The sequence below is a fragment of the Streptomyces sp. NPDC048643 genome (genome assembly GCF_040650615.1).
Classification (GTDB): domain Bacteria; phylum Actinomycetota; class Actinomycetes; order Streptomycetales; family Streptomycetaceae; genus Streptomyces.
Genome location: NZ_JBEZHO010000013.1, coordinates 23,957 through 37,189 on the forward strand (window position 1 = coordinate 23,957; position 13,233 = coordinate 37,189).

The following is a 13,233-nucleotide window of genomic DNA, read 5'->3' on the forward strand; positions in this document are numbered from 1 at the left end:
GGGGGATCCGGCGCACCCCCCTATCCGAAGGGGGGTATCCCCCACGTGATGGGTCATGGGGTGGCCGCCCCGAGGAGAGGCGGCCACCCGCTCGAGGATCAGGGGGTCCAGGGAGCGGCGACCGCCCAGCTGACGTCGTCGGGCCAGAGTGCCGCGGCGTCGAAGGTGTTGGAGCCGCCGTTGGAGGCGACGTATCCGGTGGTGGCGTAGTGGCGGATGTAGCGGTCGGCGAAGTTGTAGGAGACGAGGGAGTTGCCCTGCCCGTTCACGCCTGCCTGCGAGCAGAAGGTGGCGTCGTTGGCGAACAGGGCGCTGCCGTCGTTGGGGTGAAGGTAGAGCTGGAAGTTCTGGTGCCGCAGATAGGTGCCCGGTGTGTTCTTCGACTCGAAGGAGCGGCAGGCGCTGTTGGCCAGGCCGGGCCGGACGATCCAGGAGGCGTTGGCCTTGTCGGTCGCCGCGCTTGTGGAGGTGACCACCGCGGTGGCGACGCTCGTGCCGGAGTGACTGAGGAAGCTGGTGGTGCAGCAGGCGGTGGTCGCGCGGAGCGAGATCGTCGAACCGGAGTTGAGGGCGGTCCCGCCGCCTGAGCCCGGTGCGTATCCGGCTGCGACGATATTGGCCTGGACGGCGTTCTCGGTGGCGTCGGAGGGATAGCCGGAGGTCATGACACCTTCGTAGAAGGTGCCGGCGGAGCTGTTGCTGTTGTCGCCGCCGATGCCGAGGATGATCGCACCCTCCTTCTTCATCGGGTTGTAGCCGGAGGCGTTGGGCCGGACTCCGTTGTAGTAGGTGGACAGTCCGCCCGACTGGGCGTTTCCGGCGCGGATGGACCAGTGGTTCGGCTCGCCCTTGACGATCGCGGTGAGGAAGCGGTGGTTCACGGTCGGGTCGTTCGGGTTGTTGCCGGGATTGACGCCGGAGAACAGGCCGTTCTCCAGGTCGGCCATGACCCAGGGGCCGTTGCCGGCTCCGGAGCCCCACCCTCGGCTGTCGCCGAAGTAGACGGCCTCCATGGTGCCGTTGCCGTTGTCGCGGCTGTTGGTCTCGGCGTTGCCGTAGTCGAAGCAGCAGCCGTCGTTGTAGTGCGTGCCGTCGAAGAGCGCGTACATGCCTTCGGGTCGGTCACCTGTGGCGATGCCGTTGGTCGCGTTGTTGCGGTAGCCGGTTCCGGGCGAGACGAAGACGGCGTAGGCGCGGTTGCCGTTGAGGGTGACCGGCGCCATCGTGGCGTTGGCCAGCTTGTCGTAGCCACCGGCTGCGGGGCCGTTGAACCCACCCGGGGGTGCCTGGGTGAGACGGTTGTTCCGGCCGGACTGGTCGTAGATGACGGTGATGACGCAGCTCGTTCCGGCGCAGAACGAGTCCTGTGCGGCGGCGTTGGCGTATCCACCCGCGCTGAGGACCCCGATGTCGCGCGTGGCGTTGTCGGAGGCGCGGCGCACCTGGTAGAGCGCCCCGTTGTAGGCGCCGTACAGGGCGCGGGTGGTGCTGTGGGCGGCCACGCACGGGGTGCCCCCCGCGGCGTACAGGTCGCAGGGCTGGGACGTCGCGGCCTGGGAGACCGCCGTTCCCGAGAGGGCCCCCGCGACGAGCACGGCGGCAAGGGCTGCCGTCAGAGTGGCGGCACGGCGTCGAAGAACGGACCGAAGTGCTCTCACCTGTGTCCTCGATTCCTGGGTGGTTTCCGGAGATTCCCGTGCGCCGGATGGCTCGGAACGGGCCACCGTCCGGGCACGCCGATGGTCCTGACCGCGCAGTTCGGGGTCAGGGCCTGCCGCTCACCGGAAACGGTCGACGGTGGTGGTCGACCTGGGTGAGGTGCGCCCGGCCCTTCCGGCTCTCGGGGGCTGTTCCGCGCTTGTGTCTGCGTCGCGCTCCCGGAGGGCGCGAGTGACGACCGGCCGTGGATACGGTCCGGCAGCGTGCGTGGTACGCCGTCAGGTGGGTGGGGCCCATCAGGCGTCTGGGGGGAGGCAGCCGTGCTGGTGATGGCGCTACGGCGACATGGTCGTGCCGCATGTGTTCATGGGTCGGCCCGCGCGCGGCAGGCATCTGCCGAGAACGGGGAGAGCACCCCGGCGGAGCCCCTGGTCGAACAGGGAGCGGTCGTCGGGCTCTGCCACGCGGAGCGGAGCCTCGCGTCGTCCCACGCCAGGCATCCGAACCGTTTTGTTAGCGCTAACAATCTGATGCGGTGTCGAGCAGGAGGGGTGGGTGCTCGAGTGGCACAGACGGTAAACCGCGTCCGTGGAGCGCGCAAGAGTTTCTTCCAACTCCCCCGAAGTGCGTCTGAAATCAGAGCCGTTCAGCGCCTTCGGCACTGTCGGGGGTTCCAGCACGGGCCTCCGGATTCCGCGCTCGCTCCGGCTCGGCACGGAGTGCCGGAACGCCCCGGGGCGGCCATGGGAGCCCCTTCCCCACGCCATCGACCGACGTGACGATCGAACACCCGGACCGGCCACCGAGGTGTTCAAGCGTGGACGAGGTCCATGCCGGCCGTCAGTGTGTGCCGTACACCGCTCACATCAGGACATGCGCGACTGACCTGCCCCAACCCGACCATAGGGTTCGAGGAATGAATTCCTCCCCGTCCGCCCCTCCTACGGCGCCTACGGCAAACAGGACGACGCGTCCACCCCTCGGTCCCACCTGGTTCGCTGCCGTGATGGGCACCGGCATCGTCGCCAACGCGGCCGTCACGCTGCCCTGGACCTTCCCCGGGCTGCGGACCGGCGCCATGGTCGTCTGGCTGGGCGCCGCGCTCCTCCTCGTCCTCCTGGCCACCGGATACCTCCGGCAGCGAGCCCTGCGGCTTCACGCCGGTGATCCGGTGATGGCGCAGTTCTTGGGCGCGCCCCCGGTGGCACTGCTCACGGTCGGCGCCGGGGCACTGCTGCTCGGCCGCCCGCTGATCGGAAGCGAGGCGGCGCTGGATGTGGACTGGGTGCTGTGGTCACTCGGTACCGTGCTCGGTCTGGTCACGGCCTGCACCGTCCCGTACCTGATGGTCACACGGCATCGCTTCGCGCCGGACGCGGCATTCGGGGGCTGGCTGATGCCCGTGGTGCCGCCGATCGTCTCGGCCGCGACGGGCGCGCTGCTCATCCCGCACGCACCGGCGGGACAGCTACGCCTAGCCCTGGTGCTCGGCTGCTACGCGATGCTCGGACTCGGCCTCATCGCGGCCCTGCTGGTGATAGCCCTGATCTACGGCCGCCTCATCCATCACGAGGCACCCTCCGGAGCGGTGGTGCCCACGGTGTGGATCGGCGCGGGCGCCCTGGGGCAGGCCGTGGCAGCGCTCGGCGCGCTGGCCGCGGCGGCGCCGAGCGTCCTGCCCGCCCCCTACGCGCGGGGGACCGCGGTATGCGCCCTGTTGGGCGGGCTCGGGGTGTGGGGCTTCGCCATGCTGTGGCTCACGCTCGCCGCCGGGCTGACGGTACGGACGATCCGGACCGGACTGCCCTTCGCGGCCACCTGGTGGTCCTTCATCTTCCCGGTCGGCGCCTGCGTCACGGCCACCAACACCCTTGCCGCGCAAACAGGTTCGGACGCGTTCAAGTGGCTCGCCGTGGCGTCGTACGGGCTTCTCGTCCTCGCCTGGATCGTCGTGGCCGGGCGCTCCGCACTCCACGCCGCCGGGCACATGGGCCGCGGGATGACGGAAGGGCATGGGCACCATCCTGCCGTCGGGGCGGCGACTCGCGTCGCCGGGACCGCCCCACTCAGGGGATCCGTCCGCGCCGACGAGCCTCCGGTCGCCGAGGCCCGGGCGACCCGCCTAGACCCCGCGGGCGAGGTCGTCGGCGCCGGCCTGACCGTCGACGAGGAATGACCGACCCCGATCATGATGATGGGCCTGCTCCGAGCATCGGGAGCAGGCCCATCATGACTGTCGCGTGATCCCCTGCTGAGCTCCGCGTGAGCTCGGTTCTGAGATCGGCGACGGGAACCGAAATGATCGTTTCCTGGTCCGTGTGACTGAACCGGCTCGATCGGCGTGGGGCGGCCGGCATGCGCGTCGGCGCGGGCGCTGAGCGGCGTGGTCGACAGGGGAGGCACGGGGAATGGACGCCTTGGGAGCGGAGAGCCGCGCACCGGCGGGTGGGCCGGGGTGCGCCTGGTACCTGCTGCTCTCCGCCCTCGGCGTGTACGGCGGCACGGCGTGGACCGTCCGGTCGTGGGCGGACTGCCCGCTGGGCAATGACAAGAGCAACAACATCGGGCTGCGGATGATGACGCCCCTGGTGTGGCTCTGCCTGACGTCCCTGGTGTTTCTGCTCCAACTACCGCTGCGTACCAGGCGTGTTCGGGGCGGGTGGGCAGCGCTGTGGCTCTCGCCGGTGGTGACGGTCGTCGTGCTGACGCTGGTGTACCGCCTCGGGATGGGTTGGCCCCGTCGTCCGACGGACGGCCCGTGCACGGAGGGCTATCCGATCTTCCCGTTCACTGGCGTGACCGGCCCGCGTTCCGCCGAGTAGGTCGGGTTGCCCGGCCGCCCCGTGCGTATCGCCGCGAGCCGAGCCATCTGCTCGCCCATGCCGCGCGTCCCGGCCAGGGGATTCGAGGCGTCTGGCCAGACGGTGCGGACGAGGCTCACATGACGGGCGCCTCCGAGGGCCACCACCGGACCCCCGAGGACGACGCCCCGTTGGCGCGCCTGCTCCAGTAGGGCATCGGCCGTGATGGAGTCGGCAGCGCCGTGGGGAGTGTCGTACGGCTCGATGACGTCGTCGAGGTCGAGCAGCCCGTAGCGCGCGGACAGGATGAGCAGCCGGCCGGGCTCCAGTGCCTCCGCCGCCCTTCGGCACGCACGGTGGTACGACCCCACGTACAGGTCCCCCGCCGGTGCACGCCGGTCCAGCTTGCGGCTGCCGCACGGGATGACGACCAGTTCAGGTCCGAAGCAGTCGAGATGGTCGTTCGCTGTCATGCCTGTGGTCCTGTTCCGGTGCGTGTGACGTGGCGGTCGGCAGGAGCCGACGATCCCTAGGGGAGCCGGGACACGTGATAGTGGGCGATCTGCCAGTCCTCGGCCGTCCGGCGTACGAGGACGCTGAGGTTGACGCCGATGGTGGGGCGGTCGGTGAAGGAGAAGTCGACGGCCAGGTAGCCCAGCACGAGGTCCTCGGACAGCCGTCTGGTCTCGAGCACCTGGTAGGCGGCCTCCATTCCCAGCGGCTGCGAGTCGTAGTAGGCGGCGACACCTCGTCTCCCGGTGCTGTAGGGATGCAGGCCCTGGAAGATGGCGTCCTCGGTGAACTGGGCGGCGACCTGTTGAGGCTCGTGGGCGTCGACACCGGCCTTCCACCGGTCCAGGACGTCACGCAGGATCGCTTCGTCGTCCTTGGTCTTCATGGTGTCCATCAGGATGCTCCTGGTGTTCGGGGCGCGAGGCCTGCCGGTGGGGTGGACGGTGTGGGGTGCGCGACCAGGAACACCCCACACCTCCAAGGGTGGACCCGCCGGGTCAGTGACCGGCGCTCATCCCGCCGTCCACATGGAGGATCTCGCCCGTGACGAACGGCGCGTGCTGCAGATACAGCACCGCGTCGACGATGTCGGAGGACTCGCCCATACGGCGGACCGGGTGCAGCCCCGCGAGGGCCTCATGCGTGTCCTCGGGGTGCATGGGGGTCTTGATGGTGCCCGGCGAGACCGCGTTGACCCGGATGCCGCGCGTGGCGTACTCGATGGCGAGGGACTTGGTGGCGGACTGCAGGCCGCCCTTGGTCAGAGAGGCCAGGGCGGACGGAACCCGGGCGTCGGCGTTGTCGACCAGGCTGGTGGTGATGTTGACGATGTGGCCGCCGCCCTGCGCGAGCATCTGCTCGATGGCGAGCTGGGTGATGCGGAAGAAGCCGGTGAGGTTGATGCCTGTCACGTCCGCGAAGTCGTCCTCGGTGTAGTCCGTGAACGGCTTGGCGACGAAGATGCCCGCGTTGTTGACGAGTGTGTCGATGCGGCCGAACCGGTCGATGGCGGCGGCGACGACGCGTTCCGCCGTCGCGGGGTCGGCGATGTCGCCCTGGACGGTCAGGACGTCGAGGTCGTCGACGGGAGCGATGCTGCGGGACGTGCCGACGACGGCGTAGCCGTGCTTGCGGTAGGCGGTGAGAAGGTCCGCGCCGATGCCCTGCGAGGCGCCGGTGATGATCGCGACCTTCTGGTCCTGAGTGGTCATGGTGTCGTTCTCCGTGTGATCGAGGGGGCCCGTCCGCGATGTCCGGGACGGTTGCCGACCGATTTACTAGCCGACCGGTCGACTAATGCGAAGGTAAGCGGTCGCGACACGTCCGTCCACGGTCGACGGGCCTCTCCCCGGGACCGAGTTCCTCCCAGGTGGTAGGCGCATGCTTCCAGCGCAGCTCAGGAGGTCCCAGCCCAGCTGAGCGGGGTTGGTGACGGTCGGGAGACCTGACGCGGCGGGCTACTGCCGGTAGGGATCGCAGTCCGGCAACCAGGCACCGGCGGCCTGGACACCGAGGTCACCGACGCCCTCGCACAGTGCGTCCACCGCCGAGAGGACCGATGAGCGGACCTCGCTCCCGCGCCGGACCAAGGACCAGGTCCAGTGGATCTCGGGCCCTACGACGGCACGTCGGACCAGGTCGGACGGCAGCGGAGTGGTCTGCCCCTTGGGCGAGTTGATCACGGGTCCGCCGATGCGTCGGACGTGATCGAAGAAGGCGGGACCGGTGATGCCGCCGTCGGAGATGCGGACGGCGCGCGCGCCGGTGTCCTTGGCGAGCGCCTCGGCATAGGCGTTCCACGACGACCAGGAGGTGGTGTCGTCGTCGAGGAGCACGGCGGTGTCCGAGGCGGGCACCTCTCCTGTGGCGTCTCCGGGGGCGACCGCGTAGAGCCGGTCCGCGCCGATCAGGCGGGCCCGCAGGCCGAGCTCGTCCAGTGAGCCGGTGGGCACCCAGCAGATCGCCAGGTCCAGGCTTCCGTCGGCGACCCGTGCGGCCTGGGCGTGCGAGGGCGCCACCCAGGCGTCGACGTGGACCTGGGCCACGGCGGCGGTGCGCGCCGTCAGGTCCGGCGGAAGCCAGTTGACGTAGCCGAGGCGGACCGGTTCCGAGCCGGACAGCCTGCGGGCGCGGATCTGGAGCTCGTCGGCCCCTTCCAGGAGGGCGCGAGTGGGGGGCAGCAGAGCCGAGCCGGCGGGAGTGAGGGAAACCGAACGGCGATCCCGGTCGAACAGGCGCACGCCCAGGTCGCGTTCGAGGGCCTTGATCTGCTGGGACAGGGAGGGCCCGGCGATCAGCAGACGCTCGGCGGCCCGGCCGAAGTTCAGTTCCTCGGCGACGGCGACGAAGTACCGCAGCTGGCGCAGTTCCACACGGGTCATGCTACGTCGGTGGGAGGCCGCGCCTACCAGCAGGGAGACGACCGGTCGTGGCGCTCCTCCGGGAGCGGGCGGACGATGGACACATGCGTACCCGCGGGCGCGTGAACGCGGAGGTCCCCTGGTGGCGGCTGCTCGCTCACGTCCGCTCCACGGGGCGCGTCACCGACCGCGCCGCCTCAGCACCGAACGGAGAACGACCATGCGTGAGTTCCTTGTCGAGATCACCACGACCGTCCCCGAAGGGACCCCGCAGGAGGAGGTGGACCGGCGGCGGGCCGCCGAAGCCGTCCACGCGGGCGAGCTGGCCGCCACCGGCCACCTGGCACGCCTGTGGCGGCCAGTCGGGGAGCTGCGCAGCATCGGCATCTGGCGCGGCGACGACGAGGAGGACCTCCGGGAGAAGGTGCTGGGCACCCTTCCGCTGAGCCCGTGGATGACCTTCGAGGTCACACCGCTGGAATCCCACCCGAACGACCCGGGGCGGGCCGACACGACGGCCTGAGCGGTCCCCTGGATCAGCTCCCTCGCGTGCTTCCGCTCTCTCGGGCGTGATCTCCGCGCTCGGGGGAACGCGGCGACGCCCGGGACCCGGCGGACGCCGAGGTGCGTCGGACCCCACCCACGGGGCGACCCGCGAGCGCACGCTCCACCCCGGTCGCGGCCCGGCCCGGAGGGTGCCTCCACCTCACCGGCAGCCCAGCCGCCCCGGCCGCCGCCGGGCAGACCACTCCCTGCCCACTGGTCGCGCCTTCCAAAGGATCGCCAAGGACGCCCATGCCGCCGAGCCGCCCCCTGCCCACCACCGCCACGGAGCCCGTCTCGCGGCACGCAGCGTGGACCCACGTCCTCCAGGCTGCCGCCGCACTCGCGGCGGGCATGGGGGTCGGCCGGTTCGTCTTCACCCCGATCGTTCCCCTGATGCACACCCAGGCGAGGCTGTCCCCGGGCGCGGGCGCCCATCTGGCCACCGCCAACTACGTCGGCTACCTCGTCGGGGCGCTCGCCGGCATCCTGGCTCCCTCCCTGGCCCGCTCCTCCGCCCTCCTGCGCGCAAGCCTGGTCGTGCTGATCGCCGGTCTGGCGGCCATGCCACTGACCCACAGCACGGCCCTGTGGATGGCACTACGGCTGCTGGCCGGGGTGGCCAGTGCGCTGGTCTTCGTCATCGCGGTCAGCCCACTCCTCAGCCGCCTGCGTGAGCATCCCGCCCACCTGCCCGGCTGGGCGTTCGGCGGAGTCGGCGCCGGCATCGCTCTGTCCGGTCTGCTGGTCCTCGCCGTGCTTTCCTTCGCCGACTGGCGGGCCGCCTGGTGGGCCTCGGCCGCACTCGCCGCGCTCCTCACCGTCCTGGCGTGGAACCTTCGCCCCGAGGCCGCGCCGGAGCAATCGGGGGCAACGGCGAGGCCCGAGCCCGCCGACGGCCTCGTACGGAGGGCACGCACCGGGCGCTGGTTCTCCGCCCTGTTCGCCTCCTACACCCTGGAAGGCGTCGGCTACATCGTCGCCGGCACCTTCCTGGTCGCCGCGATCGAACAGGGCTCACCGGGTTGGATCGGCAGCGGCGCCTGGGTGGTGGTCGGTCTGGCCGCTCTGCCGTCGTCCGCAGTGTGGGCCTGGCTGGGGCGCCGTTGGTCACGGCCCGGTCTGCTGTGCGCCGCACTCGTGATCCAGGCGGTGGGCATCGCGCTGCCCGCTCTGTTCGACAGCGTGCCGGCCGCTCTCGTCTCGGCCGTGCTGTTCGGCGCGACGTTCATCGGCATCAGCACCCTCGCTCTCGCCACGGGCGCCCATCTGCGGTTCCCTCGGTCCGTCGCCCTGCTGACCGCCGGTTACTCCGTCGGTCAGATCCTCGGTCCTCTTCTCGTCGCGCCCCTGCTCCAGCACGGATACCGACAGGCGCTGCTGTCGGCGTCCGGAGTGGTTCTCGTGGCGGCCGTCTCAGCGGCCGTCCTCCGGAGCGGGTTCCCGCACCAGATCGTCATGGCGCACTCCGGCACGCCGACCGTCAGGCGGTGTGCGGCTCCGAAGGGGCGTGTCGGCTGAGGGAGGCGGCGCCGAGGCGCGGGCCGGTGCTCCGCGGTCGCCGGGCCTGAGCCGGTCGGTCGCCGTGGAGCCAACGGGCCTCAGATCCCCGCGACGGGCTCCTTCGGCACGGATGCGCCGAGCAGCGCCAGGCAGTTCGACCACAGGGGGCCGAGTCGCCGGGTGTTGTTGTAGAGCTTGGCGAACAGGACCTGGCCCTCCAACTGGGCAACGACCGCTCGTGCGGCTTCCCGACTGTCGGTCACCGTGACGTCGTGGCGAGCGAGCGCCTCGGAGACGACCGACTCGACCATGCCGACCTGCTCCTCGAAGATCGCCTGCAGCCGTTCCCGTACGGATTCGGTCTGGTTGCTCATCTCCAGCGTGAGGTTCCCGAACATGCAGCCCGACACCGTGCCGCAGCTCTGCTGACCGGCGAGCTGGGTGGCTTCCGTCTCCTCGAACAGCCGGCGGAGCCGGATCAAGGGCTCCTCGTCGCCGCCGAGGGCTCTCGTCCACGCACTTTTCTGCCCGGTCCACTGCTCGTCGATCACAGCGAGGGCAAGGGCTTCCTTGGACTCGAAGAAGTAGTAGAAGCTCCCCTTCGGAACACCGGCCGCCTTGCAGATCTCGGCCACCCCCAGCGCCGAGTAGCCACGCAGCTCGATGAGTGACTGCGCGGCGCCGAGGATCTTCTCTCTCGCGTCGCTGGTACGTCCCATGAGGGAAGTGTACGACCGGTCGTCTATCAAGGACCTGTCTGACCTAGACTCCGCCTCATGGAGACCGCCACCGCTTCCGTCGTCGAGGACCTGGCGCCCGCCGGTGTGCTGAGGGCCTCGATCAACCTGGGCAATCCCGTGCTCGCGCAGGGCACGCCCGCCGAGCCCGGTGGGGTCACGGTGGACCTCGCCCGGGAGATCGGCCGGCGGCTGAGAGTGCCGGTGGAACTGCTGTGCTTCGACGCGGCGCGCAAGTCGTTCGAGGCGATGGCGTCGGGCCGGGCGGACCTCTGCTTTCTCGCGGTCGAGCCCGTACGGGAGGCGGAGGTCGCCTTCACCGCCCCCTACGTGGTGATCGAGGGTGTGTACGCGGTGCCGGTCGACTCCGCGCTCGTCTCCGCCGCCGACGTCGACCGGCCCGGCGTCCGGATCGGGGTGAAGCACGGCTCCGCGTACGACCTCTTCCTGAGCCGGACCCTCCAGCACGCGACCGTGGTGCGCGGCGACGAAGGCGTGGACGTCTTCCGTACGCGCGGCTTGGACGTCGCGGCCGGGATCCGCCAGCCGTTGACCGAGTTCGTGGCGGCGAACGCGAGCGAAGTCCGGCTGGTCGAGGACCGTTTCATGGAGATCCAGCAGGCGGTCGGAACGTCCCGGAAGCGCACGCCCGAGACCGTACGGTTCCTGCACGACGTGGTCGAGGAACTGAAGGCCAACGGCTTCGTGGCCGACTCGCTACGCCGCTCACACCAGTCGGAAACGCTGGTGGCACCCCCCGCCCGCACGGAGCGCTGAGGCACGGGCACGCGATCGACCCTGGCGGGGTGCAGCGGGTCAGGCGGCCCTGTCTGGGGACGGCGAACGCGGCAGTTGCGCTTCAGCGCTGTCCAGCAGCATGTCCAGGGCTGTCGGGTAGGCGCTGGTGACCATCCGGGTGGCGAGCAAGGGGGCCGCCTCGGCGATACGGGGATGCGTCGCGGCGGGCAGTCGGGCGTAGGTGGAACGCCACATGGCCTCGTCGGCGCGCAGCGCGGCGCTGGGCAGGGCGAGGGAGGCCGCGTCGAGGGCGGCGAAGGCGAGCGTCTGGTCGATGAAGGCGTGGTAGATCCGCACGGTGTCGTGCAGTGGGAAGCCCGCCGTGCGCAGCAGTTCCAGGACCGCCTCGTCGGCCGCCAGTTCGTTGGCCCGGCCGCTGACACGGCTGGTGGTGAGCTGGGCGGCCTGCGGGTGGGCGACGTAGGCGGCGTGGATGCGCAGTCCCATGGCCCGTAGGTCGGCCCGCCACTCCCCCGTCGGCTCCCAGCCCCGCAGGGCCTGGCCTATGAGCGCGTCGGCGATGGCGAGGGTCAGGTCGTCCATGCCTCGGAAGTAGCGGTAGAGCGTGCTCGGGTCGCAGTCGAGCGCCACGCCCAGGCGGCGCGCGGTGAAGCCGGCGCTCCCGTGCTCACGCAGCATGCGCAGCGCGGTCTCGACGATCAGTTGCTCGGAGAGCACGGTGCCGCTCCGGGTGGGTCGGCGGCGTCGCCGTTTCTCCTCGGGCACCACGGGTTTCGCCACGGTAACCTCCGGGGTGGACGCTTATGCCAACGCCATTGACCTTACGTGACGCCGAGGCGTTGTATCTCCCCGAGGGGCGCGCCTCGTTCTCCGTAGGACCGACAGGGAGTTCTTGCCATGCGTGTACTGCTCGTAGGAGCCGGTGGTGTGGGTACCGCGATCACCCGGATCGCGGCGCGACGTACGTTCTTCGAGGCGATGGTGGTCGCCGACTACGACCCGGCCCGGGCGGAGGCCGCCGTCACGGCCGTGGGCGACGACCGGCGGTTCGTAGCGGCCCGCGTCGACGCGAGTGACACCGCGGCTGTGGCGGAGCTGCTGGCCCTGCACCGCTGTGACGTTCTGCTGAACGCGACCGACCCGCGCTTCGTCATGCCGCTGTTCCAGGCGGCGCGTGCGAGCGGCGTGAACTACCTCGACATGGCGATGTCGCTGTCCCGGCCGCACCCGGAGCGGCCGTACGAGGAGTGCGGGGTCAAGCTCGGCGACGGCCAGTTCGCGGAGGCGGAGGACTGGGAGAAGGCGGGCGCGCTCGCGCTCGTCGGCATGGGCGTGGAGCCGGGCCTGTCCGATGTGTTCGCGCGGTTCGCGGCCGACGAACTCTTCGACGAGATCCAGGAGATCGGTATCCGTGACGGCGCGAACCTCACCGTCGACGGCTACGACTTCGCGCCGTCCTTCAGCATCTGGACCACCATCGAGGAGTGCCTGAACCCGCCGGTCGTGTACGAGGCGGAGCGCGGCTGGTTCACCACGGAGCCGTTCAGCGAACCCGAGGTGTTCGACTTCCCCGAGGGCATCGGTGAGGTCGAGTGCGTGAACGTGGAGCACGAGGAGGTGCTACTGGTGCCCCGCTGGGTCGACACCCGGCGCGTCACCTTCAAGTACGGCCTCGGCAACGAGTTCATCGAGACGCTCAAGACGCTCCACCTGCTCGGACTCGACCGCACGGAGCCGGTGACGGTCGCGGGAACCGACGGTCCGGTCGCGGTGTCGCCCCGGGACGTCGTCGCGGCCTGTCTGCCCGACCCGGCGACGCTGGGCGAGCGCATGCACGGCAAGACCTGTGCCGGCACCTGGGTGCGTGGCAGCAAGGACGGCGCACCGCGCGAGGTGTACCTCTACCACGTGGTCGACAACCAGTGGTCCATGGCGGAGTACGGCAGTCAGGCGGTGGTCTGGCAGACGGCGATCAATCCGGTCGTCGCCCTCGAACTCGTCGCGACCGGCGCGTGGACCGGTGCCGGCGTCCTCGGACCGGAGGCCTTCCCGGCGCGCCCCTTCCTGGACCTGCTGACGGCGTACGGCTCCCCGTGGGGCATGCGCGAGCAGTGACCCGGCGTGCGGGCGGTGACGGTCCGCGGCTGGTGCGAGGGCCGGTCGTCACAGTGACGCGGCGTGGACGCGAACCGGCAGACGCGACCGGGCGATGGCCTCACGCTCGAACGGCAGACCGGTCTTCACTGCGACCTGACGCGACCTGCTGCGACCTGCTGCGATGGCAGGTCGTCCGGTCGGATGATCGCGATGAGACGCGTCGCGCGGTAGAGCGGCCTGTTCCGGTCGCTTCCGGGCCTG

13 protein-coding genes are annotated in these 13,233 nt (G+C 70.6%); 6 read left to right on the plus strand and 7 right to left on the minus strand.

Features of this window, described 5'->3' with window-relative positions; genetic code table 11:
* Positions 1 to 98: 98 nt before the first annotated feature.
* Positions 99 to 1,616 carry an alpha-L-arabinofuranosidase B gene (locus tag AB0C62_RS15420; RefSeq protein WP_362973555.1) on the minus strand — a complete coding sequence of 506 codons (1,518 nt, stop codon included), beginning with the start codon at positions 1,614 to 1,616 and terminating at the stop codon, positions 99 to 101.
* A gap of 959 nt (positions 1,617 to 2,575) precedes the next feature.
* Here AB0C62_RS15420 and AB0C62_RS15425 point away from each other — a divergent pair.
* Positions 2,576 to 3,835: a TDT family transporter gene (locus AB0C62_RS15425; RefSeq protein ID WP_362973259.1), complete on the plus strand. Its 1,260-nt coding sequence runs from the start codon at positions 2,576 to 2,578 to the stop codon at positions 3,833 to 3,835.
* A gap of 232 nt (positions 3,836 to 4,067) precedes the next feature.
* On the plus strand, positions 4,068 to 4,481 hold the full coding sequence (locus AB0C62_RS15430; protein WP_362973261.1) for a hypothetical protein: 414 nt from the start codon (positions 4,068 to 4,070) through the stop codon (positions 4,479 to 4,481).
* Here AB0C62_RS15430 and AB0C62_RS15435 read toward each other — a convergent pair.
* The 4 genes from AB0C62_RS15435 to AB0C62_RS15450 all read right to left on the minus strand — a co-directional run bounded on the left by AB0C62_RS15435 (position 4,430) and on the right by AB0C62_RS15450 (position 7,354).
* Entirely contained in the window at positions 4,430 to 4,933 is a 504-nt protein-coding gene (locus AB0C62_RS15435; protein WP_362973263.1) for a DUF6884 domain-containing protein, read from the minus strand. The genes AB0C62_RS15430 and AB0C62_RS15435 overlap by 52 nt on opposite strands.
* A gap of 56 nt (positions 4,934 to 4,989) precedes the next feature.
* Positions 4,990 to 5,358 (minus strand): nuclear transport factor 2 family protein, encoded by a 369-nt coding sequence (locus AB0C62_RS15440; RefSeq protein ID WP_362973557.1) that lies wholly within the window; start codon positions 5,356 to 5,358, stop codon positions 4,990 to 4,992.
* Positions 5,359 to 5,470: 112 nt separating this feature from the next.
* Complete coding sequence (locus tag AB0C62_RS15445; protein WP_362973265.1) at positions 5,471 to 6,184, minus strand: SDR family oxidoreductase; 714 nt, start codon at positions 6,182 to 6,184, stop codon at positions 5,471 to 5,473.
* A 246-nt stretch (positions 6,185 to 6,430) separates the two neighbouring features.
* Positions 6,431 to 7,354, minus strand: coding sequence for a LysR family transcriptional regulator (locus AB0C62_RS15450; RefSeq protein WP_362973267.1), 924 nt, complete (start codon positions 7,352 to 7,354; stop codon positions 6,431 to 6,433).
* Positions 7,355 to 7,553: 199 nt separating this feature from the next.
* Between AB0C62_RS15450 and AB0C62_RS15455 the strand changes: the two genes are divergently transcribed.
* The gene (locus tag AB0C62_RS15455; protein ID WP_362973269.1) at positions 7,554 to 7,856 is read left to right on the plus strand and encodes a muconolactone Delta-isomerase family protein; all 303 of its coding nucleotides are present in this window, start codon (positions 7,554 to 7,556) and stop codon (positions 7,854 to 7,856) included.
* Positions 7,857 to 8,230: 374 nt separating this feature from the next.
* Positions 8,231 to 9,397: a YbfB/YjiJ family MFS transporter gene (locus AB0C62_RS15460; protein ID WP_362973559.1), complete on the plus strand. Its 1,167-nt coding sequence runs from the start codon at positions 8,231 to 8,233 to the stop codon at positions 9,395 to 9,397.
* Between the two features lie 80 nt (positions 9,398 to 9,477).
* On the opposite strand, the gene AB0C62_RS15465 is transcribed toward AB0C62_RS15460, so the two are convergent.
* Complete coding sequence (locus tag AB0C62_RS15465; RefSeq protein WP_362973271.1) at positions 9,478 to 10,098, minus strand: TetR/AcrR family transcriptional regulator; 621 nt, start codon at positions 10,096 to 10,098, stop codon at positions 9,478 to 9,480.
* A gap of 57 nt (positions 10,099 to 10,155) precedes the next feature.
* On the opposite strand from AB0C62_RS15465, the gene AB0C62_RS15470 reads away from it, so the two are divergent.
* Entirely contained in the window at positions 10,156 to 10,893 is a 738-nt protein-coding gene (locus AB0C62_RS15470) for a transporter substrate-binding domain-containing protein (protein ID WP_362973273.1), read from the plus strand.
* A gap of 39 nt (positions 10,894 to 10,932) precedes the next feature.
* On the opposite strand, the gene AB0C62_RS15475 is transcribed toward AB0C62_RS15470, so the two are convergent.
* Positions 10,933 to 11,655 carry a TetR/AcrR family transcriptional regulator gene (locus AB0C62_RS15475; protein ID WP_362973275.1) on the minus strand — a complete coding sequence of 241 codons (723 nt, stop codon included), beginning with the start codon at positions 11,653 to 11,655 and terminating at the stop codon, positions 10,933 to 10,935.
* 117 nt (positions 11,656 to 11,772) lie between these two features.
* Between AB0C62_RS15475 and AB0C62_RS15480 the strand changes: the two genes are divergently transcribed.
* On the plus strand, positions 11,773 to 12,990 hold the full coding sequence (locus AB0C62_RS15480) for a saccharopine dehydrogenase C-terminal domain-containing protein (RefSeq protein WP_362973277.1): 1,218 nt from the start codon (positions 11,773 to 11,775) through the stop codon (positions 12,988 to 12,990).
* The last annotated feature ends 243 nt before the right edge of the window (positions 12,991 to 13,233 follow it).

Bases quoted from the DNA above. Each gene is read 5' to 3' on its own strand.
- AB0C62_RS15480 (WP_362973277.1), top strand. From the start codon at position 11,773: ATGCGTGTACTGCTCGTAGGAGCCGGTGGTGTGGGTACCGCGATCACC.
- AB0C62_RS15430 (WP_362973261.1), top strand. From the start codon at position 4,068: ATGGACGCCTTGGGAGCGGAGAGCCGCGCACCGGCGGGTGGGCCGGGG.
- AB0C62_RS15455 (WP_362973269.1), top strand. From the start codon at position 7,554: ATGCGTGAGTTCCTTGTCGAGATCACCACGACCGTCCCCGAAGGGACC.
- AB0C62_RS15470 (WP_362973273.1), top strand. From the start codon at position 10,156: ATGGAGACCGCCACCGCTTCCGTCGTCGAGGACCTGGCGCCCGCCGGT.
- AB0C62_RS15445 (WP_362973265.1), bottom strand. From the start codon at position 6,184: ATGACCACTCAGGACCAGAAGGTCGCGATCATCACCGGCGCCTCGCAG.
- AB0C62_RS15460 (WP_362973559.1), top strand. From the start codon at position 8,231: ATGGGGGTCGGCCGGTTCGTCTTCACCCCGATCGTTCCCCTGATGCAC.
- AB0C62_RS15435 (WP_362973263.1), bottom strand. From the start codon at position 4,933: ATGACAGCGAACGACCATCTCGACTGCTTCGGACCTGAACTGGTCGTC.
- AB0C62_RS15425 (WP_362973259.1), top strand. From the start codon at position 2,576: ATGAATTCCTCCCCGTCCGCCCCTCCTACGGCGCCTACGGCAAACAGG.
- AB0C62_RS15440 (WP_362973557.1), bottom strand. From the start codon at position 5,358: ATGAAGACCAAGGACGACGAAGCGATCCTGCGTGACGTCCTGGACCGG.
- AB0C62_RS15465 (WP_362973271.1), bottom strand. From the start codon at position 10,098: ATGGGACGTACCAGCGACGCGAGAGAGAAGATCCTCGGCGCCGCGCAG.
- AB0C62_RS15450 (WP_362973267.1), bottom strand. From the start codon at position 7,354: ATGACCCGTGTGGAACTGCGCCAGCTGCGGTACTTCGTCGCCGTCGCC.